The organism is Streptomyces sp. NPDC102441 (genome assembly GCF_044765585.1).
Lineage (GTDB): Bacteria > Actinomycetota > Actinomycetes > Streptomycetales > Streptomycetaceae > Streptomyces.
On record NZ_JBIWKH010000022.1, the window covers coordinates 1 to 23494 of the forward strand.

Below are 23494 nucleotides of genomic sequence, written 5' to 3' on the forward strand. Positions count from 1 at the left end.
GTTTCACCGGGGCCCTCCGGGCGCTTCCCTTCGTTCTTGCGTTTCCGACTCTATCAGACTCTTTCGCGTCCGATTCCCGGCCGAAGCGGGATCCTGCTAGGCAGTTGAATCACTACCGCGCTTTCCAGTTCTTCGCTTTCGCGTTTCCCTTTCGGCGTGGTCACTACATTAGCCGATTTCCTCGGCGACTCATAATCGAGTCGATGGGCGAATTCCGGCATGCCGAAATTGCACCCGCCAGGGGTGAATCGTAGGTAGTGGTTGGCCCTCTCACGATGCTTCGGCCCGGTCCGATGGACCGTGCCAAGAACAACTGCATCCGTTCAAGCGGCTCGGACTACATTAGGGAAACGGCAGGGGCGAGTCAAGTTGACCGGCGGCGCGGCGCATGGGCGCGGTACGGGCTGACTGTGGGGTCGCCGTCGATCCAGAAGCGCCAGGGCTGGTGGGAGCCGTCGCCGCCCACCCCCGTGCGGGGACCGCTACGCACCTGGTCGGGAGGCGGGGGTGAGCCTCGCAGTACGGACAGAGGACGCCCCGGGCCGGCCACCACATCGGCACCGTTCAGCGCCCGGTCGACGTCGAGGGCTGTGGCCAGACGTGCCGGGCCTTTGGCCAGTTCTCTGTCGTGCCGGGCCGAGAATCGACGTTTGCGGGCCATCTCCGCTCCCGTGCCGATCTCCCCGGCCCGGAGCAGGACACCACTCGCCCTGCCCTCGGGGCCGCACACGAGATTGAGGCAGTGCCACATGCCGTACGTGAAGTAGACGTACGAGTGACCCGGCGGCCCGAACATCGCGCTGTTGCGAGCCGTCCGGCCACGGAAGGCGTGGGAGCCCGGATCGATCTCGCCCGCGTACGCCTCCACTTCCGTCAGCCGCAGCTCGATGAGGCCCTCGTCGGCGCTCCGGACGAGTACACGGCCAAGGAGGTCGGGTGCCACCTCCAGGACCGGCCTGTCGAAGAAGTCGCGCGTCAGCGGCGTACGGTCCATGCCCTCGTTCATGGCGTCCGAGGGTACTGGGAATCGTGCGACGGGAACCGGCTACGGTCGTGGCGCGTATGTAGGGGACAGGACCAAGGAGGAAAATATGGGCTTCAAGCGGCTGCTCGCGAGCATGGGTGCCGGCGGTGCTTCGGTCGAGACCGAACTCACCGAACTCAACGTCGTCCCTGGCGGGGTCGTCCAGGGTGAGGTGCGGATCCAGGGCGGATCCGTGGACCAGCAGATCGAGGGTCTCTCGGTCGGTCTGCAGGCGCGGGTGGAGGTCGAGGGCACGGACCAGGAGACCAAGCAGGACATCGAGTTCACCAAGCTCCGTCTCGGCGGTGCCTTCGGGGTGCAGGCGGGCGGGGTTCACGTCGTGCCGTTCGGGCTGGAGATCCCCTGGGAGACGCCCATCACCATGTTCGCCGGGCAGCAGCTGCGCGGCATGAACATCGGGGTGACGACGGAGCTGGAGATCGCCCGCGCCCTGGACTCCGGTGACCTGGACCCGATCAACGTGCACCCGCTGCCCGCGCAGCAGGCCATCCTGGACGCCTTCGGGCAGCTGGGCTTCGGGTTCCGCAGTGCCGACATGGAGCGTGGCCACATCCGGGGCACCCGCCAGCGTCTGCCGTTCTACCAGGAGATCGAGTTCGTCCCCCCGCAGCAGTACCGGGGTCTCAACCAGGTGGAGCTGACGTTCGTCGCGGACGACCGCGAGATGGACGTCATCCTGGAGATGGACAAGAAGCCGGGGCTCTTCAGCGAGGGCAGCGACTCCTACCGCGCCTTCCAGGTGGGTCTCAACGACTTCCAGGGCACGGACTGGGCCGCGTACCTCAACCAGTGGCTCGCGCAGGTCGGCGGCCAGCGCAACTGGCTCTGACGCACCCTCTAGGGTCGGTGGGAAGAACGCACAGCCGATCAGGAGAGGTGCTGACGTGACCGAGCAGAAGAAGGCGCCGCTGCCGCACGACTTCCATCCCGAGGTCCCTCCGTTCACAGTGGTGAGCAAGGACCTCGCGCCGGGAGCCGTCCTCGCGGACGCACAGGTGTTCGCGGCGGGGAACACCTCGCCGCAGCTGCGGTGGGAGGGCTTCCCCGCGGAGACGAAGAGCTTCGCCGTGACGTGCTTCGACCCGGATGCCCCGACGGGCAGCGGGTTCTGGCACTGGGTGGTGTTCGACATCCCCGCCTCGGTCACCGAGCTGCCGGCCGGCGCGGGGAGCGGGGCGTTCGAGGGGCTTCCCGAGGGCGCCGTCCAGGCCCGCAACGACTACGGGACGAAGGAGTTCGGCGGTGCCGCGCCTCCTGCCGGTGAGAACCACCGCTACGTCTTCACGGTGTACGCGGTGGACGCCGAGAAGCTCGGGCCCGACAGCGACACCCCGCCCGCCGCGGTCGGATTCAACCTGCGGTTCCACACACTGGGCCGCGCCCAGCTGATCGGGGAGTACGCCGCCCCCGAAAGCTGAAGGTTCGCCTCCTGTTTGCCCTGCCCTGGTCTTGGAGAGATCAGGGCAGGGCACTTTTTATTGCGTTGTCCATCACGGCTCGCCCGGACAGAGTTGATCCGGGCCCGCCGGCAGACGGGCGGCACACGGGAGGTGGGCAGGATGCGGGAAACACTTGTACTCAACGCGAGCTTCGAGCCACTGTCGACGGTGACTCTCAACCGTGCGGTGGTTCTGATCCTGCAGGACAAGGCCGTCGTCGAGCAGTCGCATCCCGGGCTCCGTATGCGTGGTGCCGCCGTGGACATTCCGGTGCCCCGGGTGATCAGGCTCTGCCGGTACGTACGGGTGCCGTTCCGAAGACACGCTCCGTGGTCCAGAAGGGGTGTGCTCATACGGGACCAGCACCGGTGCGCGTACTGCGGGCGGCGGGCGAGCACCGTGGACCACGTGGTCCCGCGGGCCCAGGGGGGCCAGGACACCTGGCTGAACACCGTTGCCTCGTGCGCGGAGGACAACCACCGCAAGGCGGCGCGGACGCCGGAGCAGGCGAACATGCCGCTGCTCCGTCAGCCGTTCGTGCCCTCACCGGCCGACGCGATGCTGCTCGCGCTGGGTGTCGGCAGCAGGTCGGCGCTGCCGGAGTGGCTGGCACAGTCGGCGGCGTGAGCGCCTCGTCCGCCGCCGTATGAACGTATGAGCCCGTCCCCCGTGCCTGGGGGGACGGGCTCCGTCCGTCAGCGCAGCAGCAGCTGGACGATCGCCGCTGTGCCGACGACGACGATCAGGGCGCGCAGGAAGCCCGGGCTGAGCCGGCGGCCGACCCTTGCGCCTATCTGGCCGCCGATCGCGGAGCCCACCGCGATGAGCACGACGGCCGTCCAGTCGAAGTCCGCGACGAAGAGGAAGAAGACCGCGGCGACACTGTTGACGACGGCGGCGAGGACGTTCTTGACGGCGTTGAGGCGCTGCATCGTGTCGTCGAGCAGCATGCCCATCAGGGAGAGGTAGATGATGCCCTGGGCCGCCGTGAAGTAGCCGCCGTAGACGCTGGCGAGCATGATGCCGGTGAACAGGAGGGGCCCGCCGTCGGCGCGGGCGACGGCGCCTGTGCGGTCGCGGCGGCGCTGGACGGCCTTGCTGATGCGGGGCTGCAGGATGACCAGTACCAGTGCGAGGGTCACCAGGACGGGGACGATCGTCTCGAACGCGGTGGAGGGCAGGGCCAGCAGGAGGGTGGCCCCGGTGAGTCCGCCGATCAGTGCGCCGACGCTGAGCTTCAGTATGCGGCGGCGCTGGCCGGTGAGTTCCTCGCGGTAGCCGATGGCGCCGCTGATGGAGCCGGGGATCAGGCCGAGCGCGTTGGACACGGTCGCGGTGACCGGCGGCAGCCCGGTGGCGAGCAGGACCGGGAACGTGATCAGCGTTCCCGATCCGACGATGGTGTTGATCGTGCCGGCGCCGAGCCCGGCCGCGAAGACCGCGAGAATTTCCCAGATGGACAAGGCCATCCCCTTCGATGGTCAGTGATGCCTCCCCGCCATCAAGGTCGAGGGGCCTCACCGATCATGCACGAAGGTGTTCTCCGGTCATTCGACCGGGGGCTGCTCCCGGCGTTCCGGACCGGTGCTGAAGCCGGGGGCGCCGCTGCCGAGGTTACCGAAGGCACCGCTGAGTCCCTTGAGCGCGTCGCCGATCTCGCTGGGCACGATCCAGAGCTTGTTGGCGTCGCCCTCGGCGATCTTCGGGAGCATCTGGAGGTACTGGTAGGAGAGCAGCTTCTGGTCCGGATCTCCCGCGTGGATGGCCTCGAAGACCGTGCGAATGGCCTGGGACTCGCCTTCGGCGCGCAGCGCGGATGCCTTGGCCTCACCTTCGGCGCGCAGGATCGCGGACTGCTTCTCGCCCTCCGCGGTGAGGATCGCGGACTGCCTGATGCCTTCGGCGGTGAGGATCGCGGCACGCTTGTCACGGTCGGCGCGCATCTGCTTCTCCATCGAGTCCTGGATGGAGGTGGGCGGCTCGATGGCCTTCAGCTCGACCCGGTTGACGCGGATGCCCCACTTGCCGGTGGCCTCGTCGAGGACTCCGCGCAGTGCCGCGTTGATCTCCTCGCGGGAGGTCAGGGTCCGCTCGAGGTCCATGCCGCCGATGATGTTCCTCAGCGTGGTGACGGTGAGCTGCTCGATCGCCTGGATGTAGCTGGCGACTTCGTACGTCGCGGCACGGGCGTCGGTCACCTGGTAGTAGATGACGGTGTCGATGTTGACGACGAGGTTGTCCTGGGTGATCACCGGCTGGGGCGGGAAGGGAACGACCTGCTCGCGCAGGTCGATCCTGTTGCGGATCGAGTCGATGAACGGGACGACGATGTTCAGCCCGGCGTTGAGGGTGCGGGTGTAGCGGCCGAAGCGCTCCACGATGGCGGCACTGGCCTGCGGGATGACCTGGATCGTCTTGATCAGGGCGATGAAGACGAGCACCACCAGAATGATCAGGACGATGATGATCGGTTGCATCGTGTGCCTCGTGCCCTTCGGTTGCCGACGGATCGCGGTGATCGAGGTCGAGCGGTCAAGACGGTTTCGTTCTCATGATGATCGACTTCGAGTTTGGCAGACTGCGGCCTGCCGTGTGACCAGTTCGCTCACATGACGACGGCCGTCGCGCCGTCGATGTCCACGACATCGACCTGCCTGCCGGGTTCGAAGACCTGGTCGTCGTCGAGCGAGCGCGCGGACCAGACCTCGCCGGCGAGCTTGATGCGCCCGCCGCTGCCGTCCACCCGTTCCAGGACGACGGCCTGACGGCCTTTCAGGGCGTCGATGCCGGTGGCGTGCGCGGGCCGGCTCGCACGGTGTCTGGCCGCGATCGGGCGGACGACCGCGATCAGGGCCACCGAGACCACGACGAAGACCAGGACTTGGGCGACGATGCCACCGCCGAGGGCTGCCACGACCGCCGCAGCCACCGCTCCGACGGCGAACATCCCGAATTCGGGCATCGCGGTCAGAACGAGGGGGATGCCCAGTCCCACCGCGCCGATCAGCCACCACACCCACGCGTTGATGTCCACATGGTCATCGTAGGACCGCGAGTGCCTTCCCCGACAGGGCGCAGAGAAGGTTGGCTGTGGTGCGACTACTGGCCGAGGGGCAGTCCGTGGGCGGTGTAACGGTCGCCGCGGTGCTCGACGACGAGCGGCAGGCCGAAGCAGAGGGAGAGGTTCCGGGAGCTGAGCTCGGTCTCCATGGGGCCGGCGGCCAGCACCTTGCCCTGGCGGATCATCAGGACGTGGGTGAAGCCGGGCGCGATCTCCTCGACATGGTGCGTGACCATGACCATGGAGGGGGCGTACGGGTCACGGGCCAGCCTGCCGAGGCGGCGGACCAGGTCCTCGCGACCGCCGAGGTCGAGTCCGGCGGCCGGCTCGTCGAGGAGGAGCAGCTCGGGGTCGGTCATCATCGCGCGGGCGATGAGGGTGCGCTTGCGCTCGCCCTCGGAGAGCGTGCCGAACCTGCGCTCCAGGAAGTCGGTCATGCCGAGGCGGTCGAGGAAGGCGCGGGCGCGCTCCTCGTCGACGGCTTCGTAGTCCTCGTGCCAGGTGGCGGTCATGCCGTAAGCGGCGGTGAGCACCGTCTGCAGCACGGTCTGTCGCTTGGGGAGCTTTTCGGCCATGGCCACGCCCGCGATGCCGATGCGGGGGCGGAGCTCGAAGACGTCGGTGCCGACCCCGCCGAGCCGCTCCCCGAGGATCTTGGCCGTGCCGGTGCTGGGGAAGAGGTAGCTGGAGGCGATGTTGAGGAGGGTGGTCTTGCCGGCACCGTTCGGTCCGAGGATGACCCAGCGCTCCCCCTCCTTGACCGACCAGGAGACGTCGTCCACCAGAGCGCGTCCGTCGCGGACCACGGATACGTCCACCAGCTCCAGTACATCGCTCATGGCGCGTTGTCTCCCCATACAGTGTCGAGATCGTCGCGTGCCAGTGGGCACAGCTCCCAGGGAAAACCTACGCCACCCGAGGAGTGCTCAGGCCCGTGGGCTGTTCCCTAGGCTGTTCCCATGCTTTCGGAACCACGCTCAGGGCGGCTTGCCGCATGGGGAAACGCGCTTTTGGCCGGACTTGTGTCACCGGACGACGCGGCGCTCGCGATCGTCGGCGAGGACGCGGTGCACCGCGTCGAGGGTCTGCCGGGCGAGGCGGGGCCCGTCGGGCTCACGCTGGCGCTCGGCCGGCTGAGGGGGCTCGGTGCGACCGGTTTCCGTGTCGCGCTGCCTGTGCCCGGGCATCCGCTGGGGCTCAGCGGGCCGCCGGACTTCAACGCCCGTGCGCTGGACGCGGAGGAGGCGGTGGTGACCTCCGGGGCGCCGCACGGGCTTGTGCCGGAGGTGAGCGAGGCGGGGCCGGCCGGGGATGTGCATGTCGAGGTGGTGTGGCACTGCCTGCCGGTCCGGGAGGCAGTGCCTGCCGATGTGCCGTCGCTGAGCGAGGCGGAAAGAGAGCTCGCCGAGGCGCTGCGGGACGCGACAGCGGTGTTGTCGAGGCTGGACGTCGCTGGATCCGGCCCGGTCGCGGAGGCCGCCGTGGATGCCTACCGGGCGCGGGCGGAGCGGGGGCGGGAGGTGCTGGCTCCGGGCTACCCGCCGCGGGCGGTCCGGGTGCTGGAGCTGGCTCAGCGTGTGGGGCTGCTGGTGGCGGTGGCCCATGAGAACGGACACGGCGGGGCGGTGAGCGCGTCCGAGATCGCGGCCCGGGGCGAGGCGCTGCGGCCGGTGGAGCGGGTGGCCCGGCGGGCGCAGGTCGCGGCGTACAACGCGTACGTGGAGGAGCGCGGACAGTAGCAAGCGGGGACGGCGGCCGCCGGGACCCGTCCGCCGGGCAGGCTCGGTGAGCCTGCCCGGCGGTGGGTGCGAGGCGTCGGTCAGCCGTTCAGGCCGAGGTTGCCGAAGGCCGGGTTGAGCAGGCCCACCACGGTGACCGTGTTGCCGACCACGTTCACCGGGACGTGCACGGGGACCTGGATGACGTTGCCCGAGCCGACGCCCGGGGAGCCGACGGCCGTGCCGTGGGCACCCGCGCCGCCATGGCCCGTGGCGGAGGCGGCTCCGGCACCGGCGGCGATGATTCCGCCCGCGATCATGGTGACGGCTGCGGCCTTCTTCAGGTTCTTCACTTCAGGATCCTCCTCGCGTCGCTGCGGCCGACCGCCGCAGCACGCATGGAGAACGCCGTCCCGCGGCGAAGGATGCGCCGTACGGGTGACATACACCCGACAGTATGAATCTCGGACTGGAGTGGAACCGTCCGCTTGTCCGACGAACGTGCCGACGAACACGCCCGGCAAAAAGGCGTCCTCGTCAGCCGGCCGCTCCGTGCCGGACCGCCCACAGCGCGGCCTGGGTCCTGTCCGAGAGATCGAGCTTCATCAGGATGTTCGAGACGTGCGTCTTCACGGTCTTCTCCGACAGGACCAGCGCACGGGCGATCTCCCGGTTGGAGCGGCCGTCGGCGATCAGCCCGAGCACCTCGCGCTCCCGCTCGGTCAGGGTGCTCCCCCGCCCTGTGCCGTTGCCGGTGTCGTCCTGGGCCAGGAGCGCCCCGGCGACCTCGGGCTGGAGCAGGACGTGTCCCGCGTGGACCGAGCGGATGGCGCCGGCCAGTGCGTCCGGGTCCACGTCCTTGTACACGTAACCCGATGCTCCCGCCCGCAGGGCGGGCACGACCGTGCGCTGCTCGGTGAAGCTGGTGACGATCAGCACCTTCGCGGGGTTCTCCAGCTCTCTGAGCCTGCGGAGCGCCTCTATGCCGTCCGTACCCGGCATCTTGATGTCCATCAGGACCACGTCGGGCCGCAGCTCCTCGGTCCTGGCGACGCCCTCGTCCCCGTCCGACGCCTCCCCGACGACCTCTATGTCGTCCTGGATCTCCAGGAACGTACGCAGTCCCCGGCGGACCACCTGGTGGTCGTCGACCAGCAGCACCTTGATGATCTTGTCAGCCACAGGGGACCTCCATCTGGATCGTGGTGCCCTTGCCAGGCTCCGAGTCGACGGTGAGCCGGCCGCCGACGCTGCCGGCCCGGTGCCGCATCGAGACGAGGCCCAGATGCCGTCCGGCGCGCCGGACGACGTGGGGGTCGAAGCCGCGGCCGTCGTCGGTGATCCGCAGCACCGTCGCCGAGGTGTGCCGGCCGAGGGTGACGGTGACCTGTCCGGCGCCCGAGTGGCGCAGGGCGTTGTGCAAGGCTTCCTGGGTGACCCTGAGCATCGCCTCCTCCTGGGCGGAGGGCAGGGCCCGCACCCCGGCGCTCTCGAAGGTGACCCGGGCGGTGTGGGCGCGGTCCAGGACCTGGATCTGGGTACGGAGCGTGGCGACCAGGCCGTCCTCGTCCAGGGCGGCGGGGCGCAGCTCGACGACGGCCGCGCGCAGCTCGTCCACGGCCTCCCCGGCCAGGGCGGCGACCTGCTGGAGCTCACCCTTCGCGCGTGCCGGGTCACGGTCGACGAGGGCCGCGGCGGCCTGGGCGGTGAGCCGGAGCGAGAAGAGCTTCTGGCTGACGGCGTCGTGCAGCTCGTGGGCGAGCCGTGAGCGCTCCTCGGCGATCGTGAGCTCACGGCTGCGCTCGTAGAGCCGGGCGTTGGTGAGGGCGATCGCCGCGTGCTGGGCGAGGATCCCGAGGAGCTCCTCGTCCTCCTCGGTGAAGTTGCAGCCGCCCGTCGGGCCGGCGCAGCGCTTGTTGGCGAGGAAGAGGGCCCCGATCGTCTCGTCGCCGTCCTGGATGGGCAGGCCGAGGAAGTCGGACATGTCGGGGTGGGCGTCCGGCCACCCCTCGAACCGGGGGTCCTCGCGGACGTCGTCGAGCCGCTGGGGCTTCGCCTCCTGGAGCATCGCCGCCAGGATGCCGTGCTGGCGGGGCAGCGGTCCGATGGCCTTCCACTGCTCGTCGCTGACCCCGTCGACGACGAACTGGGCGAAGCCGCCGTGGTCGTCCGGCACGCCGAGGGCGGCGTACTCGGCGTCCAGCAGTTCTCGGGCCGAGGCGACGATCGTCTTGAGGACGTCCCTCATCTCCAGGTGCCGGCTCATGGCGAGCAGCGCGGCGCTGACCGCGGCGAGGCCGGACGGTGGGCGATGGCTCATGGGCTCACCGTACCGGCGGGGGTGCCGTCGCCGTATCGGGCTGTGGGCCCCCGTAGGACAGGGCTCGGGTCCTAGGCCGAAGTGCTGTGGGCGGCTGCGTCCGACGGTCGAGGCGGCGGGCCGTGCCGGGTTCCTACGTTGATGGCGTCGGAACTCCACGAGGTTCTCCACGAGATTCAAGGAGATGGCTGTCATGCCGGTCGCGATGGTCACGGGCGGATCCAAGGGGCTGGGGCGCGCTCTCGGCGCGGCTCTGGCGGGACGGGGGTGGGACCTGGTGCTGGACGCCAGGTCGGCGGAGGTGCTCGGCAGGACGGCGGCGGAGCTGCGCGGCCGGTACGGGACCAGGGTGGTGGCGGTGGCCGGCGACGTCACGGATCCGGCGCACCGCCAGGCCCTGGTGGCCGCCGCCGGGGAGCTGGGCGGTCTCGACGTACTGGTGAGCAATGCGAGCGCGCTGGGTGCCGAGCCGCTGGTGCGGCTGGAGACGCTGCCGACGGCTGGGCTGCGGCAGGCGCTGGAGACCAATGTGGTCGCGGCGCTCGGGCTCGTACAGGAGGCGCTGCCACTGCTGCGGGCCTCGGCGGCCGGTGCGGTGGTCACGGTGAGCTCGGACGCGGCCACCGAGGCGTACGGGACGTGGGGCGGTTACGGGGCGTCGAAGGCGGCCCTCGACCAGCTGGCCGCGGTGCTCGGCGAGGAGGAGCCGGGACTGCGGGTGTGGGCGGTGGACCCCGGTGACATGGGGACGGACCTCTATACGGCGGCGGTGCCCGACGACGCCGGGCCCCGGCCGCGTCCGGAGAGCGTGGCGCCGGCCTTCGTCCGGCTGCTGGAGCTGCGCCCGGCCAGTGGCAGGTACACGGCCTCGGCGCTGCTGGACCCGTACCGGCGGGCGGAGCGGTGACCGCGCTGGACCCCCTGCGGGTGCCTGAGGAGCTGTCGGCGCGGGTGCCGGCCGAGCAGCGGGGCACGGGGCGCGACGATGTGCGGCTGCTGGTCTCCCGGGGCGGTGCGGTCACGCACCGGAGGTTCAGGGAGCTGCCCGGGGAGCTGCGAGCCGGTGACGTCCTGGTGGTCAACACGTCGATGACGCTGGCGGCCGCGGTGAACGGGCGTCTGGGCGGTGAGCGGGTCGTCGTGCACTTCTCGGTCCGGGGTGAGGACGGGCGGTGGGCGGTGGAGCTGCGCCGGCCGGACGGTGACGGCACCACCCGGCCGAGGCCCGGCGGCCCGGCGGGAGCGGTGGTACGGCTGCCGGGCGGCGACGTGCTGGTCCTGGACGAGCCGCTCGGGCCGCGCGAGGGGTCCAGGCTCTGGTGGGCGCGGGTGCCGCGGGACGTGCCGGGTCTGCTGCGCGGGTACGGGCGGCCGATCCGGTACGCGTACACGGAGCGGGACCAGCCGTTGTCGGCGTACCGGACGGTGTTCGCCTTGCCGTCGCCCGACGGGAGCGGTTCGGCGGAGATGCCGAGTGCGGCGAGGCCCTTCACGGCGGGGCTGGTGGCGGCGCTGGTGAGCCGCGGGGTGCAGTTCGCACCACTGACGCTGCATACGGGGGTGGCATCGGCCGAGGTGCACGAGCCGCCCTACCCGGAGCGGTTCGAGGTGCCGCGCACGACGGCGTGGCTGGTCAACGCGGCCCGCGCGGGCGGGGGCCGGGTGATCGCCGTCGGCACGACTGCGGTGCGGGCCCTGGAGTCGGCGGCGGGTGAGGACGCGGTGGTACGGGCCGCGGCGGGCTGGACGGATCTGGTGGTGACGCCGCAGCGGGGCGTGCGGGTGGTGGACGGGCTGCTGACCGGGCTGCACGAGCCGGAGGCCTCTCACCTGCTGATGCTGGAGGCGGTCGCGGGGCGGGAGGCGCTGCGGCGGGGATACGCGCAGGCGCTGGGCCACCGGTATCTCTGGCACGAGTTCGGGGATGCCCATCTCCTCCTGCCCCCTGCCCGATAAGTCACTTACGCTCCGCATTACTGGAGCAACTATTCGTGAGCACAGAGGGCCCCCTGTGTGAGCCCAGGCATAGGACCCACGTCACTTACGAAGACGGATAGTTGCCCCAAAACGGGCAACTTACCAGGGTTCAAACCGGACAAGGAGGTATTAACGAGACCTCGATCAACTACGCGGCTTCGTACGTCACACCTTTGCCAGGCCATTTTGCTGGCGCTAAGAATTGCATCTGTCCCCGACGGAGATGCCCCCGGCTCTTCCGTCTGCGTCCTCGCCGAGGACCCCCTGCAATTCGAAGAGGTACGACTGTATGTCCGTGTCCCGCATCTCCAGCCGTAGCCGTCGCCTGAACAAGGCGCAGAAGCTCTCCGTCGCGGGGGTCTCCACCCTGGCCGCCGCCGCTGTCTCCTTCTCCCTCGTCCCCCACGACGCCTCGGCCACGACCGAGCCGCAGGCCGCCTCGGCTGCCGCACCGGTCGCCTACACCGGCTCGCAGACGAAGAGCGTCCAGGCCGCCTCCATCGAGAAGAACTCGACGGCCGAGCAGCTGGTGAAGGCCGCCGACGCGGCCAAGAGCAAGGACGCCGCCGAGAAGAAGAAGGCGGCCGAGAAGGCCGAGGCGAAGGCGAAGGCCGTCGCCAAGGCCGACGCGAAGAAGCGTTCCGCCAAGAAGGCCAGCCGTGCGGCCGACCGCAAGCCGGTCTTCGCCAACAACCTGGACGGCTGGATCCGCGAGTCCCTGTCGATCATGAAGGAAAAGAAGATCCCCGGTTCGTACGAGGGCCTGCACCGCAACATCATCCGCGAGTCCAGCGGTAACCCGCGTGCCATCAACAACTGGGACATCAACGCGATCAACGGCATCCCGTCGAAGGGCCTGCTGCAGGTCATCAAGCCGACCTTCGACTTCTACCACGTCAAGGGCACCAAGAAGGACCAGTACGACCCGGTCGCCAACATCACCGCGGCCGCCAACTACGCCGCGGACAAGTACGGCTCGATCGACAACGTCGACAGCGCGTACTGAGCCACGCACCGAGCAAGGCCTGGCAGAGCCGGCCCGCCGGTCCGCAGCGTCGCGTGACCGGCCGGCACATGCCGAAGGGCGGCACCCCACGGGGTGCCGCCCTCGGGCGTTTCCGGGTCCTGTGCGGGCGCGGCGACGTTACTTGCGCATCACCTCGGGCTCGTGGCGCCGCAGCATCCGCGAGACCGCGACGAAGAGGACGGCGCTCATGACGAGCATCACCGTGATGTTGATCCCCCACTGGCCCGCCGAGTGCTCCCAGAGCGGGTCCAGGTCGGTCGGGTGTTCCGGTTCCCACGGCGGCATGAGGTGGGCGAGGTCCAGCGTGGTCCCCGCCGCGGCCACCGCCCAGCGCGACGGCATCAGCCAGGCGAACTGCTCCAGGCCCGGGGATGCGTAGACCTGGAAGAGCACGCCGGTGAAGACGACCTGGACGATGGCGAACATGACGAGCAGCGGCATGGTCTTCTCGGCGGTCTTCACCAGCGCGGAGATCAGCAGGCCGACCATCATCGAGGTGAACCCGAGCACGGTGATCGACAGGCACATCTCCACGGCGGGCGGCATGAACAGGCCCTCCTCCGGCAGCTGGCGGGTGGAGAAGCCGATCCCGCAGAGGATCACGCCCTGGAAGGCCGTGATCACGCCGAGGACGATCACCTTGGACAGCAGGTAGGCGGAACGAGAGAGACCGGTGGCCCGTTCCCGCTCGTAGATCACCCGCTCCTTGATCAGTTCTCGTACGGAGTTGGCCGCGGCGGCGAAGCACATGCCGACCGCGAGGATCAGCATGATGGTCCCGGCCTTGGCGTTGAACTGCTTGTTGGGCACGTCGGGCTCTACCAGGCCGAACTCCGCGGGAATGACCACGCTGACGGTGCCGAGCACCGCCGGAAGGATCACCATCAGAGCGAGGAAGCCCCTGTCGGACACGATCACCGAGATGTAGCGGCGCATCAGCGTCCACAGCTGGGCCGTCCAGCCCGACGGCTTCGGGGGGCGGATCTGCTGCGGCGGCGGCATGTGCACCGGCTGCGCGGCGACGGCGTCGATGTCCGCGGCGTACATCTGGTAGTGCTGCGAGCCGCGCCAGCGCCCCGCCCAGTCGTAGTCGCGGTAGTTCTCGAACGCGGAGAAGACGTCGGCCCAGCTGGTGTAGCCGAAGAAGTTCAGCGCCTCCTCGGGAGGACCGAAGTAGGCGACGGACCCGCCGGGCGCCATCACCAGGAGCTTGTCGCAGATGGCCAGCTCGGCCACGGAGTGCGTGACCACGAGGACCGTACGGCCGTCGTCGGCGAGGCCTCGGAGCAGCTGCATGACGTCACGGTCCATGCCCGGGTCCAGGCCGGAGGTCGGCTCGTCCAGGAAGATCAGCGACGGCTTGGTCAGCAGCTCCAGGGCGACCGACACGCGCTTGCGCTGGCCCCCGGAGAGCGAGGTGATCTTCTTGTCCTTGTGGATGTCGAGCTTGAGCTCAGCGAGGACCTCGTGGATCCGGGCGGTGCGCTCGGCCTCGGTGGTGTCCGCGGGGAAGCGGAGCTTGGCCGCGTACCGCAGGGCTCTGGTGACCGTGAGTTCCTTGTGCAGGATGTCGTCCTGCGGGACCAGGCCGATGCGCTGCCTCAGCTCGGCGAACTGCTTGTACAGGTTCCGGTTGTCGTAGAGGACGTCGCCCTGGTTTGCGGGCCGGTAGCCGGTGAGCGCCTTGAGCAGGGTGGACTTTCCGGAGCCCGACGGGCCGATGACGGCGATGAGCGACTTCTCCGGGACGCCGAACGAGACGTCCTTGAGGATGTCCTTGCCGCCGTCGACCGTGACCGTGAGGTGGCGGGCCGAGAAGGAGACCTCACCGGTGTCGACGAATTCTTCCAGCCGGTCCCCGACCAGCCGGAAGGTCGAGTGACCGACACCGACGATGTCGTTCGCGCCGATGAGCGCGGAGCCGGCCTTGCTGAGCGGCTGACCGTTGACGTACGTGCCGTTGTGGGATCCGAGGTCCCGGATCTCGAAACGGCCGTCGGGCGTCGCCCGGAATTCGGCGTGCAGACGCGAGACCTGCAGGTCCGAGACGACCAGTTCGTTCTCCAGCGCACGGCCGATACGCATGACCCGGCCGAGGTCCAGCTGGTGGAACGTGGTCGGGCTGCGGTCGCCGTAGACCGGCGGCACCCCGGCGGCGCCACCGTGCCCGCCCGCCCCGGGCGGGCCGGCGTGGCCCTGCTGGTGCGGGACCGGGGGCTGCTGCTGCATCTGCGGTGCCTGCGGCCAGGCCCCCTGCTGCTGCGCCGGACCGCCGGGCCAGCCGGCGGCGCCCTGCTGCTGCGGCTGCTGCTGGGGCTGCTGCTGCTGGGGCTGCTTCACCGGAGCCGGAGCCTGGTGCGCCTGCTGCGCCTGGTACGCCTGCTGCGCCTGCTGCGCCGGAGGTACAGGAGCCTGCTGCGCTCCCGCCGCCTGCCCGCCGTGGGCTCCCGCGCCCGCCGCGGCGGTGAGGGTCACGCGCGGGCCGTCGGTGGCGTTGCCCAGGTGGACCGAGGTCCCAGGGGCGATCTCCGCCTGCTGGATGCGCCGGCCCTGTACGTAGGTTCCGTTGGTGCTGCCGTGGTCCTCGATGGACCAGCCGCGGCCGTTCCAGCTGACCGTGGCATGCCGCCACGACACTCTGGCGTCGTCGATCATCAGGTCACCCTGCGGATCGCGTCCGAGGGTGTACGTCCTGGACGGATCGAGCGCCCAGGTCCTTCCATTCAATTCCAGTACGAGTTCCGGCACTCCGCGCCCCACTAGTTGTCCCCCGTGTCGCCCCCGATCGCAGGGAGCCTAGGGATGCTGAACATCGTGGCGAACTATTCCAGGAGCGGTCCCCTAACGGAAAGCCGGGCGGCGTGAAGAGGGCGCGGAGGCCCGGCATCCCCTTCGGCGACTCGGGAGGAATGGGTCCGGAGCACCCCATCCGAGGCGCCCGCCGGGTGGGCCCGCCGGCCCGCCCGGGTCCGGCCGGCCGGCTGTCCGCCACTCGGGACGGCTTCGGAGCCCGCCCCGCCGCCCTATACGGTGGGACCACCATGAGCGCACCTCAGCCACCTCAGCCACCTCGGTCACCCCGGACTCCTGAGCCCTCCGAGTCCCCTCGGGGCACGGACGCCCCCACGATTCTCGTCAAGATCTTCGGGAAGGACCGGCCGGGTATCACCGCCGGGCTCTTCGACACCCTGGCCGCCTACGCCGTCGACGTCGTGGACATCGAGCAGGTCGTCACCCGTGGCCGCATCGTCCTGTGCGCCCTCGTGACGTCACCGGACCCCGGCGGCACGGCCGAGGGCGATCTCCGGGCGACCGTGCACAGCTGGGCGGAGTCACTGAAGCTGCAGGCCGAGATCATCTCGGGCACGGGTGACAACCGCCCCCGCGGCTACGGCCGTTCCCATGTGACCGTGCTGGGGCACCCGCTGACCGCGGAGTCCACCGCGTCGATAGCGGCCAGGATCACCTCCACCGGCGGCAACATCGACCGCATCTTCCGCCTGGCGAAGTACCCCGTCACCGCCGTCGAGTTCGCGGTGTCCGGCACCGGGACCGAGGAGCTGCGGACGGCGCTGGCGCCGGAGGCCGCGGACATCGGCGTCGACATCGCCGTCATGTCGGCCGGGCTGAGCCGCCGGGCCCAGCGGCTGGTCGTCATGGACGTGGACTCGACGCTCATCCAGGACGAGGTCATCGAACTCTTCGCGGCCCATGCCGGCTGCGAGGCCGAGGTCGCCGCGGTGACCGAGCAGGCGATGCGCGGGGAGCTCGACTTCGAGCAGTCCCTGCACGCGCGCGTGGCGCTGCTCGCCGGGCTCGACGTGTCGGTGGTGGAGAAGGTGCGGGCGGAGGTCCGGCTGACTCCCGGTGCCCGCACCCTGATCCGGACGCTGAAGCGGCTCGGCTATCAAGTGGGCGTGGTCTCGGGGGGCTTCACCCAGGTCACGGACGACCTCAAGGAGCGTCTCGGGCTCGACTTCGCCTCCGCCAACACGCTGGAGGTCGTCGACGACAAGCTCACCGGCCGGGTCGTGGGCGACATCGTGGACCGGGCGGGCAAGGCCCGGCTGCTGCGCAGCTTCGCGGAGCAGGCGGGGGTGCCGCTGGCGCAGACGGTGGCGATCGGTGACGGCGCGAACGACCTGGACATGCTGAACACGGCCGGCCTGGGTGTCGCCTTCAACGCCAAGCCGGTCGTCCGCCAGGCCGCCCACACGGCGGTGAACGTCCCGTTCCTGGACACCGTGCTGTATCTGCTCGGGATCACCCGCGAAGAGGTCGAGACGGCCGACGGCATCGTGGACTGACGGGCCGGGGCCCGCAGGGGGCAAGCGGTACGGGGAAGGGGTGCCGGCACACATGGTGTGCCGGCACCCCTTCCGTACGTCGTGGTCAGTCGTTCGGCGTCCAGTATTCGACGAGCTTGCCCACGCCGTGCTCCAGGCTCTTCCACGAGCCGGGGAACTCGACGACGGCATAGGCGGCGGTCGGGAAGCCGTCCCTGGTCATGCGGGCGAGCGTATCGCCGTCGGCCTCGCCGGAGAGCGCGTCCGCGGCACCGTGCATGCCGGGATTGTGGCCGATGACCAGCAGATTCCGTACGTCGTCGGGGGTCTCGGAGAACAGTGCGATCAGTTCGCCGAGGGAGGCCTCGTACAGCCTCTCCTCGTACACGGTCCTGGGGCGCTGTTCGAATTCATGGACCGCGAGCTTCCAGGTCTCGCGGGTCCTGGTGGCGGTCGAGCACAGAGCCAGGTCGAAGACGGTTCCTGAATCGGCCAGCTTGCGGCCGGCGACGGGGGCGTCCTTCCTGCCTCGTTCCGCCAGTGGCCGCTCATGGTCGGACTGCTGCGACCATTCCGCCTTTGCATGCCTGAGAAGGACGATCCTGCGAGGTGTATCGGCGCTCATACATCTCAGCTTCGCACGAATTGTGCCTTCAGGCGCAGGGTGTTGACGTGCTCGCCCGCTGGGGGTGAACGACGGGCGGCGGGGTGTGTACGGGGCCGCTCAGGCGGGCAGCAGCTCCAGGACGCGCCCGAGGAGCCGGCCGATCGCGGGGTCGCCGGTCGCCGCCTGGGCCTGGCCGGGCTCCACGATCAGCAGCAGGAGCGCGGCGAAGGCGAGTGCGGGCAGCACGACGGCCCACCACGGCAGCCGGACGTCGGCGGTGTCCGTGGCGGCGGGGCGGTGGGTCCGGGTGTGTGTACGGGCCGACATGTCCGCCTCCGTGGGTCCTCGGCTGTGTTACCCAGAACCTACGGGCCAACCGGCGGCGGTCCCATCCGGTGACCCACCCACTCGACCCTGAACCTGACCCCCTAGGGGACAGGGGGGCCGGCCCCACCACGGCCGGGCCCGCCCCTGGGTCAGGGGGAGGCGATCGTGGCGATCACACCGATGACCACGGAGATGAGAACCATCGTCCCGAAGACGAGGAGGAGCTTCTTCTGACCGTTCTGGGGATTCGGATCAAGCACTGGCATGCGCACAGTCTCGCATCTCAGCACTCGTCCTCGATCGTCCGGTCCCGCCCCGCGAGGACTCCCGCGATCGTCTGGGGGACGAGAAGGGCCGCCATGAGGGCGAGCGGCAGGCCCCAGCCGCCGCTGTGCTGGTAGAGCACGCCCACCAGCAACGGACCGGGGATCGAGAGCAGGTAGCCGGTGGACTGGGCGAACGCGGAGAGCCTGACCACCCCCGCGCCGGTCCGCGAACGCATCCCGATCATGGTGAGGGCGAGCGGGAAGGCGCAGTTGGCGATGCCCAGCAGCAGCGCCCAGAACCAGGCGCCGCCGGCCGGGGCCAGGTAGAGACCGGCGTAGCCGAGGAGACCGCACCCGCTGAGGACGAGGACGATCGGGCCCTGCGTCCGCAGCCGGGTGGCGACCCGGGGGATGACGAAGGCAAGGGGTACACCCATGGCCATGATCACCGCGAGCAGGACCCCCGCGGTGCCGGCCGAGATCCCCGCGTCACGGAAGATCTGCGGGATCCAGCCCATCGTGATGTACGCGGCAGTCGCCTGGAGCCCGAAGAAGCAGGCGAGCGCCCAGGAGGTACGGCTGCGGGTGATCCTGAGGGCGGGGGCCTGCCCCCCGTCCCGTCCGGCAGTCCGTCCGGCGCCGGTGCCGCGGTCCCGTACGAGCGCGATCCAGGGCAGGATCGCGACCGCCGCCAGCCCCGCCCAGACGGCCAGACCGGTCTTCCAGCTGCCACCCAGCGCGTCCGTCAGGGGCACGGTGAGGGCGGCCGCGAGGGCGGTGCCAAGGGCCAGGGCCATCGAGTAGAGGCCGGTCACGGTGCCGACCCGGTCGGGGAACCAGTTCTTGACGACGACGGGCATCAGGACGTTGCTGAGCGCGATGCCCATGAGGGCGAGGGCGCTGGCGGCGAGGAACCCCGCGGTGCCGCCCACGAAGGGGCGCAGCAGCAGGCCGGCGGTGATGGCGGCCATGCCCGCACAGACGACGGCGCCGGTACCGAACCGGCGGGCCAGCCGTGGGGCCATGAAGCCGAACAGCGCGAAGCAGAGCGGCGGCACGGAGGTGAGGACGCCGGCGACGCTGCCGCTCATGTGCAGGGAGTCCCGGACCTCTTCGAGGAGGGGGCCGAGGCTGGTGATGGCGGGCCGGAGGTTGAGCGCGGCGAGGACCAGGCCGACCGTGACGATCCGCAGCATCCAGGGGGAGGGCCCGGGGCTTCCGGGCACCGTGGGGCCGGGGGCAGCGGGAGTACTCAGGGTCGGGGTCTCTTCGTGACGCATGAGACCCATCATAGAATCATGGGATGATTGACTGTCCACTGGCGTTCTCTCTCTGAGACACGAGCCCTGAGACACGAGCAAGGAGCACCATGGCGCTGACGTCCACGCGGCGTTCGGCTCTCGCCGACCAGGTGATTGCCCAGCTGAGGAACCAGATCACGTCGGGTGAGTGGCCCGTGGGCTCACGGATCCCCACCGAGCCCGAGCTGGTCGAGCAGCTAGGGGTCGCCCGCAACACGGTGCGCGAAGCGGTACGAGCCCTGGCGCACAACGGACTGCTGGACATCCGCCAGGGCTCCGGCACCTATGTGGTGGCGACCAGTGAGCTGGCCGGGGTGATGCACCGCCGGTTCGCGGACGCCGACCCCCGCCATGTCGCCGAGCTGCGCTCCACACTGGAGTCCTCGGCTGCCCGGCTGGCCGCCCTGCGGCGCACGGACCGGGATCTGCGGCAGCTGGACGCTCTGATGGCACGGCGCGAGGAGACCTGGGCCTCCGGGGACGCGGAGGCGTTCGTGGCCGCCGACGCGACCCTGCACCTCGCTGTGGTCGCCGCCTCGCACAACGACGTACTGACCGAGCTCTACGCCGACCTCAACGATCTGCTCCGTGACTACCTGCGCGACGACGTGGGCTCGAAGCTCGGGCCTCAGGAGCTCATGGACCACGCGCGGCTCGTCGAGGCGATCCGGGCGGGCGACGCCGAGACGGCCGCCGCCGAGGCGGCAGCCCACGCGCTGGACTGCCTGCGGGAGAGGGTCTGAGCGCACTTCCCGGGTGTCTCAGGACACCGAGTGGCTGATCCAGGCCGAGCCGACCTCTTTCCAGCAGCGGTCCTCCAGCTTGACCGTCCGGCCGGGCTGTACGGCGACGGCGCCGCCGTCGGCGTCGACGTCCCACCAGCGCGTGCACTCGGTGTGGAGCCGGACGAGATCGGTACTGGGGTACGGATTGTGGCAGAAGGCGACCACCCGGGATCCCTCGACCGACGTACGGCATTCGGCGCCCGAGGGCTCCGGTTCCGGCACGAGGGGCGCCGCGGTCCCGCTCTCCGCCCGGTTGGCCGCGCTGACGGCCACCGGAGCCAGGAGTCCCGCGACGACGGTGGCAGCTGCCAGCAGGGCCCAGGTTCGGCGACGTGTGGAGCGCACAGCGATCTCCTCCCCACAGCCTGACCAAATGTCCGGTTCCACCACATTCTGCGGTGGGACGGCCATCTTTTCGACTTGAGCGCCGGGGAGGCCTCAGGACACGCGCGACGGCCGCGTACCCCGGGAAGGGGTACGCGGCCGTCGGTGAGCCGTGGGCGGGTCAGGCGCCCATCATGTGCACGCCACTGTCGACGTGAATGATCTCGCCCGTCGTCCTCGGGAAGAAGTCCGAGAGCAGGGCGACGATGCTACGGCCGGCCGGCTCCGGGTCGTTCATGTCCCAGGCCAGCGGGGCCCGGGTGTTCCAGACGTCGGCCAGCTCCTCGAAGCCCGGGATGGACTTGGCGGCCATGGAGCGGAGCGGTCCAGCGGAGATCAGGTTGCAGCGCAGCCCGTCCTTGCCCAGGTCCCGGGCGAGGTAGCGGGAGGTGGCCTCCAGCGCGGCCTTGGCCGGGCCCATCCAGTCGTACTGCGGCCAGGCGTACTGGGCGTCGAAGGTGAGGCCGACGATCGAGCCGCCCTCGCTCATCAGCGGCTTGCACGCCATGGCGAGCGACTTCAGCGAGAACGCCGAGACGTGCATCGCGGTGGCGACCGACTCGAAGGGTGTGTTCAGGAAGTTGCCGCCGAGCGCGTCCTGCGGCGCGAAGCCGATGGAGTGCACGACGCCGTCCAGCGAACCGAGCTCGTCCTTGACCAGACCGGCGAGCCGCTCCAGGTGCTCGTCGTTGGTGACGTCGAGCTCCAGGACCTTGACGGGCTTCGGGAGCTTCTTGGCGATCCGCTCGGTCAGCGTCGGCCGGGGGAAGGCCGTCAGGATGACCTCGGCGCCCTGCTCCTGGGCCACCTTCGCGGCGTGGAAAGCGATGGACGACTCCATCAGCACACCCGTGATGAGGATGCGCTTGCCGTCGAGAATTCCGCTCATGGTGATCAGTGACCCATGCCCAATCCGCCGTCAACGGGGATGACGGCTCCAGTGATGTACGACGCGTCGTCGGACGCGAGGAAGCGCACCGCGGCGGCGATCTCGGCAGGCTGCGCGTAGCGGCCGAGCGGCACCTGCGACACGATGCCCTTGCGCTGCTCGTCGGTGAGCACCTGGGTCATGTCGGTGTCGACGAACCCGGGTGCGACGACGTTGAACGTGATGTTCCGTGAACCGAGCTCGCGGGCCAGCGACCGGGCGAAGCCGACCAGGCCCGCCTTGGACGCCGCGTAGTTGGCCTGTCCCGCCGAGCCGAGGAGGCCGACGACGGAGGAGATCAGGACGACACGGCCCTTCTTGGCGCGCAGCATCGCGCGGTTGGCGCGCTTGACGACGCGGAAGGTGCCGGTGAGGTTGGTCTCGACCACGGACGTGAAGTCGTCCTCGGACATCCGCATCAGCAACTGGTCCTTGGTGATACCGGCGTTGGCGACCAGCACCTCCACGGGACCGTGCTTCTCCTCGATCTCCTTGTAGGCCTGCTCCACCTGCTCGGTGTCGGTGATGTCGCACCGGACCGCGAGAACGCCCGCCTCGGTGAGCGCCTGCGGCGGCTCTCCCGAGCGGTAGGTGATGGCGACCTTGTCGCCGTTGTCGGCGAAGGCGCGGGCGATGGCGAGGCCGATGCCCCGGTTTCCTCCGGTGACGAGAACCGAGCGGCTCATCGGATCACCCTTTCCTTGGCGGTCTGGTACATCGAAAACCTATCGGTACCACCCCTCATCCAAGGAATCGGCCTCTGACAGCGCCGCCGGGCCGCGACTGTCGGGTTCCCACAGTCGCGGCGGCCGTCTCGGTCCGCCATGCCGGACGCCGAATGCGACCGGTCCCGTGGCCAGGTCCCCCGGGCCGTCGTTGCCGGACCGTGCACGGCCGTGGTGGCGCCGTCGCCAGGTGAGCCCCGAGGGTGTGATCGCGCCCACCCGATGGTGGTGCCGCGAGTACAGCTTGAACCGTTCAGGAGCGCGGGACGTATGAGAGGAGTTACCGATCAACGAAGGGAATTGAATGAGTTATCCGAATCAGAGCGGGCCGGGCTTCGAGATCTATGCCGGGCCACCGGCTCCGTCGACTGCTCGTGAACTGGTTGCGGACCTGGGCCCCGAGGCCGTCCGGGACGCCCTGCCCCACAGGGAGCAGCGAGCTTTCGACCAGGCGAACCCGTATCGCCGCATCGAAAGAGCCAACGAGCGTCTCAGCGCCGGGATGGAGGAACTGAACGCCTTTCAGCAGGATCTGCAGCAGCACATCACCGCTCAAGAGTACTCACCTGAGCAGGCTCAGTTCGTGATCGCCCAGACGGCGGACGTGCGGCAGCCGCTGGAGGACGAGGTGCGCGAATCCCGGCGGAGGGCGGACGAAGCCCTCAGCACCTACCAGCAGCGTCTCATCACTCACATCGACAGCCGCCGGCTGGTGCAGACAGTCGCGGACCGGACAGGGCGGTACAGCACGCCGGAGCGGGCCACTGCGGCGGCCGCCGCACTTGCGCCGCCGGGCAGCGACCGCCGCGGTCGAGGCGGCGACGGGCGCGACCAAGGCGGTGGCCTTCCCCCCCTTCAGCAGTCTCGCGGCGACCGACGACAAGGGCCCCGGAGATGACCGAGAGCCGGCAGAGGGTGAGTCGCGCCCTGCGGCATCAACAGATCCAGCCGGACCCACTGGCCGTTCATCGGACCACGTCCCACGACGCATGATCATTCATGCGAAGCTCCACTTCTTTCCCAACAGACCACACCTGGGCACCGGTTCTCGGATCTCCTGACCCGAGGGGTACTGGGGGCTTGGGCCGGTGTGCAGTGGCAGGACCAGCCGGAGCGGCCCGGGCCGCAGATGGCGCCGGCTCACATCCATGCGGCTGAGAACGCCGCCCGGCGGTGGACGGGCCGGCGCCGCGACTCGAAGAGCCTGGAACTCATGCGCCTGGGACTCACCGCTTCGGAGCGGGCAGCGTCCCGAACAGGCATGGCCCACAGCGACGGCCGCCCTCCCGGGCACCCCG

The 23494-nt window shown here is 69.9% G+C and carries 26 protein-coding genes; 10 read left to right on the plus strand and 16 right to left on the minus strand.

Annotated elements, in window-relative coordinates; translation table 11 throughout:
- Positions 1–364 precede the first annotated feature (364 nt).
- On the minus strand, positions 365–1006 hold the full coding sequence (locus ACIREO_RS35690) for a DNA-3-methyladenine glycosylase (protein WP_404118142.1): 642 nt from the start codon (positions 1004–1006) through the stop codon (positions 365–367).
- Positions 1007–1091: 85 nt separating this feature from the next.
- Here ACIREO_RS35690 and ACIREO_RS35695 point away from each other — a divergent pair, with 85 nt between their 5' ends.
- From ACIREO_RS35695 to ACIREO_RS35705, 3 genes are all read left to right on the plus strand, one after another.
- Positions 1092–1874: a sporulation protein gene (locus tag ACIREO_RS35695; RefSeq protein ID WP_404118145.1), complete on the plus strand. Its 783-nt coding sequence runs from the start codon at positions 1092–1094 to the stop codon at positions 1872–1874.
- 55 nt (positions 1875–1929) lie between these two features.
- Positions 1930–2463: a YbhB/YbcL family Raf kinase inhibitor-like protein gene (locus ACIREO_RS35700; protein WP_404118148.1), complete on the plus strand. Its 534-nt coding sequence runs from the start codon at positions 1930–1932 to the stop codon at positions 2461–2463.
- Between the two features lie 141 nt (positions 2464–2604).
- A complete protein-coding gene (locus ACIREO_RS35705; protein ID WP_404118150.1) occupies positions 2605–3111 on the plus strand; it encodes an HNH endonuclease in 507 nt (168 codons plus the stop codon).
- Between the two features lie 68 nt (positions 3112–3179).
- On the opposite strand, the gene ACIREO_RS35710 is transcribed toward ACIREO_RS35705, so the two are convergent.
- From ACIREO_RS35710 to ACIREO_RS35725, 4 genes are all read right to left on the minus strand, one after another.
- On the minus strand, positions 3180–3947 hold the full coding sequence (locus tag ACIREO_RS35710; RefSeq protein WP_404118153.1) for a sulfite exporter TauE/SafE family protein: 768 nt from the start codon (positions 3945–3947) through the stop codon (positions 3180–3182).
- 84 nt (positions 3948–4031) lie between these two features.
- Positions 4032–4961, minus strand: coding sequence for an SPFH domain-containing protein (locus ACIREO_RS35715; protein ID WP_404118156.1), 930 nt, complete (start codon positions 4959–4961; stop codon positions 4032–4034).
- A 128-nt stretch (positions 4962–5089) separates the two neighbouring features.
- The gene (locus ACIREO_RS35720; RefSeq protein WP_404118159.1) at positions 5090–5518 is read right to left on the minus strand and encodes an NfeD family protein; all 429 of its coding nucleotides are present in this window, start codon (positions 5516–5518) and stop codon (positions 5090–5092) included.
- A gap of 65 nt (positions 5519–5583) precedes the next feature.
- Positions 5584–6384, minus strand: a complete 801-nt coding sequence (locus ACIREO_RS35725; RefSeq protein WP_404118162.1) for an ABC transporter ATP-binding protein — start codon at positions 6382–6384, stop codon at positions 5584–5586.
- 120 nt (positions 6385–6504) lie between these two features.
- Here ACIREO_RS35725 and ACIREO_RS35730 point away from each other — a divergent pair, with 120 nt between their 5' ends.
- Positions 6505–7284 carry a hypothetical protein gene (locus ACIREO_RS35730; RefSeq protein WP_404118165.1) on the plus strand — a complete coding sequence of 260 codons (780 nt, stop codon included), beginning with the start codon at positions 6505–6507 and terminating at the stop codon, positions 7282–7284.
- 80 nt (positions 7285–7364) lie between these two features.
- On the opposite strand, the gene ACIREO_RS35735 is transcribed toward ACIREO_RS35730, so the two are convergent.
- The 3 genes from ACIREO_RS35735 to ACIREO_RS35745 form a co-directional block, all read right to left on the minus strand.
- Complete coding sequence (locus ACIREO_RS35735; protein ID WP_404118168.1) at positions 7365–7616, minus strand: chaplin family protein; 252 nt, start codon at positions 7614–7616, stop codon at positions 7365–7367.
- A gap of 184 nt (positions 7617–7800) precedes the next feature.
- Positions 7801–8445: a response regulator gene (locus ACIREO_RS35740; protein ID WP_404118171.1), complete on the minus strand. Its 645-nt coding sequence runs from the start codon at positions 8443–8445 to the stop codon at positions 7801–7803.
- Positions 8438–9583 (minus strand): GAF domain-containing sensor histidine kinase, encoded by a 1146-nt coding sequence (locus tag ACIREO_RS35745; protein ID WP_404118172.1) that lies wholly within the window; start codon positions 9581–9583, stop codon positions 8438–8440. The genes ACIREO_RS35740 and ACIREO_RS35745 overlap by 8 nt, the downstream gene beginning before the upstream one ends.
- A gap of 193 nt (positions 9584–9776) precedes the next feature.
- On the opposite strand from ACIREO_RS35745, the gene ACIREO_RS35750 reads away from it, so the two are divergent.
- The 3 genes from ACIREO_RS35750 (at position 9777) to ACIREO_RS35760 (ending at position 12566) form a co-directional block, all read left to right on the plus strand.
- Entirely contained in the window at positions 9777–10490 is a 714-nt protein-coding gene (locus tag ACIREO_RS35750) for an SDR family NAD(P)-dependent oxidoreductase (protein WP_404118175.1), read from the plus strand.
- Positions 10487–11539: an S-adenosylmethionine:tRNA ribosyltransferase-isomerase gene (locus tag ACIREO_RS35755; protein ID WP_404118177.1), complete on the plus strand. Its 1053-nt coding sequence runs from the start codon at positions 10487–10489 to the stop codon at positions 11537–11539. The genes ACIREO_RS35750 and ACIREO_RS35755 overlap by 4 nt, the downstream gene beginning before the upstream one ends.
- 310 nt (positions 11540–11849) lie before the next feature.
- Entirely contained in the window at positions 11850–12566 is a 717-nt protein-coding gene (locus tag ACIREO_RS35760) for a transglycosylase SLT domain-containing protein (RefSeq protein ID WP_404118180.1), read from the plus strand.
- A 138-nt stretch (positions 12567–12704) separates the two neighbouring features.
- Here the strand turns inward: ACIREO_RS35760 and ACIREO_RS35765 are convergent, their stop codons facing one another.
- Entirely contained in the window at positions 12705–15347 is a 2643-nt protein-coding gene (locus tag ACIREO_RS35765; protein ID WP_404118182.1) for an FHA domain-containing protein, read from the minus strand.
- A 281-nt stretch (positions 15348–15628) separates the two neighbouring features.
- On the opposite strand from ACIREO_RS35765, the gene serB reads away from it, so the two are divergent.
- Positions 15629–16894: a phosphoserine phosphatase SerB gene (serB, locus tag ACIREO_RS35770; protein WP_404118184.1), complete on the plus strand. Its 1266-nt coding sequence runs from the start codon at positions 15629–15631 to the stop codon at positions 16892–16894.
- Between the two features lie 85 nt (positions 16895–16979).
- On the opposite strand, the gene ACIREO_RS35775 is transcribed toward serB, so the two are convergent.
- The 4 genes from ACIREO_RS35775 to ACIREO_RS35790 form a co-directional block, all read right to left on the minus strand.
- Positions 16980–17498 (minus strand): SixA phosphatase family protein, encoded by a 519-nt coding sequence (locus ACIREO_RS35775; protein WP_404118186.1) that lies wholly within the window; start codon positions 17496–17498, stop codon positions 16980–16982.
- Between the two features lie 99 nt (positions 17499–17597).
- Positions 17598–17807 (minus strand): hypothetical protein, encoded by a 210-nt coding sequence (locus ACIREO_RS35780; protein WP_404118188.1) that lies wholly within the window; start codon positions 17805–17807, stop codon positions 17598–17600.
- A 149-nt stretch (positions 17808–17956) separates the two neighbouring features.
- Positions 17957–18073, minus strand: a complete 117-nt coding sequence (locus tag ACIREO_RS35785) for an SGM_5486 family transporter-associated protein (protein ID WP_404118190.1) — start codon at positions 18071–18073, stop codon at positions 17957–17959.
- Positions 18074–18090: 17 nt separating this feature from the next.
- Positions 18091–19353, minus strand: a complete 1263-nt coding sequence (locus ACIREO_RS35790; protein WP_404118192.1) for a CynX/NimT family MFS transporter — start codon at positions 19351–19353, stop codon at positions 18091–18093.
- Between the two features lie 89 nt (positions 19354–19442).
- Between ACIREO_RS35790 and ACIREO_RS35795 the strand changes: the two genes are divergently transcribed.
- A complete protein-coding gene (locus ACIREO_RS35795) occupies positions 19443–20117 on the plus strand; it encodes a FadR/GntR family transcriptional regulator (RefSeq protein WP_404118195.1) in 675 nt (224 codons plus the stop codon).
- A gap of 18 nt (positions 20118–20135) precedes the next feature.
- On the opposite strand, the gene ACIREO_RS35800 is transcribed toward ACIREO_RS35795, so the two are convergent.
- The 3 genes from ACIREO_RS35800 to fabG form a co-directional block, all read right to left on the minus strand.
- A complete protein-coding gene (locus ACIREO_RS35800; RefSeq protein WP_404118197.1) occupies positions 20136–20504 on the minus strand; it encodes a hypothetical protein in 369 nt (122 codons plus the stop codon).
- 160 nt (positions 20505–20664) lie between these two features.
- Entirely contained in the window at positions 20665–21432 is a 768-nt protein-coding gene (gene fabI / locus ACIREO_RS35805) for an enoyl-ACP reductase FabI (RefSeq protein ID WP_404118199.1), read from the minus strand.
- Positions 21433–21437: 5 nt separating this feature from the next.
- Positions 21438–22157: a 3-oxoacyl-[acyl-carrier-protein] reductase gene (fabG, locus tag ACIREO_RS35810; RefSeq protein WP_404118202.1), complete on the minus strand. Its 720-nt coding sequence runs from the start codon at positions 22155–22157 to the stop codon at positions 21438–21440.
- 343 nt (positions 22158–22500) lie between these two features.
- Here fabG and ACIREO_RS35815 point away from each other — a divergent pair, with 343 nt between their 5' ends.
- A complete protein-coding gene (locus ACIREO_RS35815; protein ID WP_404118204.1) occupies positions 22501–23094 on the plus strand; it encodes a hypothetical protein in 594 nt (197 codons plus the stop codon).
- The last annotated feature ends 400 nt before the right edge of the window (positions 23095–23494 follow it).

Excerpts from the sequence above, each read along its gene's own strand:
- ACIREO_RS35690 (WP_404118142.1), bottom strand. The coding sequence starts at position 1,006 with ATGAACGAGGGCATGGACCGTACGCCGCTGACGCGCGACTTCTTCGAC.
- ACIREO_RS35695 (WP_404118145.1), top strand. The coding sequence starts at position 1,092 with ATGGGCTTCAAGCGGCTGCTCGCGAGCATGGGTGCCGGCGGTGCTTCG.
- ACIREO_RS35705 (WP_404118150.1), top strand. The coding sequence starts at position 2,605 with ATGCGGGAAACACTTGTACTCAACGCGAGCTTCGAGCCACTGTCGACG.
- ACIREO_RS35715 (WP_404118156.1), bottom strand. The coding sequence starts at position 4,961 with ATGCAACCGATCATCATCGTCCTGATCATTCTGGTGGTGCTCGTCTTC.
- ACIREO_RS35725 (WP_404118162.1), bottom strand. The coding sequence starts at position 6,384 with ATGAGCGATGTACTGGAGCTGGTGGACGTATCCGTGGTCCGCGACGGA.
- ACIREO_RS35730 (WP_404118165.1), top strand. The coding sequence starts at position 6,505 with ATGCTTTCGGAACCACGCTCAGGGCGGCTTGCCGCATGGGGAAACGCG.
- ACIREO_RS35745 (WP_404118172.1), bottom strand. The coding sequence starts at position 9,583 with ATGAGCCATCGCCCACCGTCCGGCCTCGCCGCGGTCAGCGCCGCGCTG.
- ACIREO_RS35750 (WP_404118175.1), top strand. The coding sequence starts at position 9,777 with ATGCCGGTCGCGATGGTCACGGGCGGATCCAAGGGGCTGGGGCGCGCT.
- ACIREO_RS35760 (WP_404118180.1), top strand. The coding sequence starts at position 11,850 with ATGTCCGTGTCCCGCATCTCCAGCCGTAGCCGTCGCCTGAACAAGGCG.
- serB (WP_404118184.1), top strand. The coding sequence starts at position 15,629 with ATGAGCGCACCTCAGCCACCTCAGCCACCTCGGTCACCCCGGACTCCT.
- ACIREO_RS35775 (WP_404118186.1), bottom strand. The coding sequence starts at position 17,498 with ATGAGCGCCGATACACCTCGCAGGATCGTCCTTCTCAGGCATGCAAAG.
- ACIREO_RS35780 (WP_404118188.1), bottom strand. The coding sequence starts at position 17,807 with ATGTCGGCCCGTACACACACCCGGACCCACCGCCCCGCCGCCACGGAC.
- ACIREO_RS35785 (WP_404118190.1), bottom strand. The coding sequence starts at position 18,073 with ATGCCAGTGCTTGATCCGAATCCCCAGAACGGTCAGAAGAAGCTCCTC.
- ACIREO_RS35790 (WP_404118192.1), bottom strand. The coding sequence starts at position 19,353 with ATGCGTCACGAAGAGACCCCGACCCTGAGTACTCCCGCTGCCCCCGGC.
- ACIREO_RS35795 (WP_404118195.1), top strand. The coding sequence starts at position 19,443 with ATGGCGCTGACGTCCACGCGGCGTTCGGCTCTCGCCGACCAGGTGATT.
- fabI (WP_404118199.1), bottom strand. The coding sequence starts at position 21,432 with ATGAGCGGAATTCTCGACGGCAAGCGCATCCTCATCACGGGTGTGCTG.
- fabG (WP_404118202.1), bottom strand. The coding sequence starts at position 22,157 with ATGAGCCGCTCGGTTCTCGTCACCGGAGGAAACCGGGGCATCGGCCTC.
- ACIREO_RS35815 (WP_404118204.1), top strand. The coding sequence starts at position 22,501 with ATGAGTTATCCGAATCAGAGCGGGCCGGGCTTCGAGATCTATGCCGGG.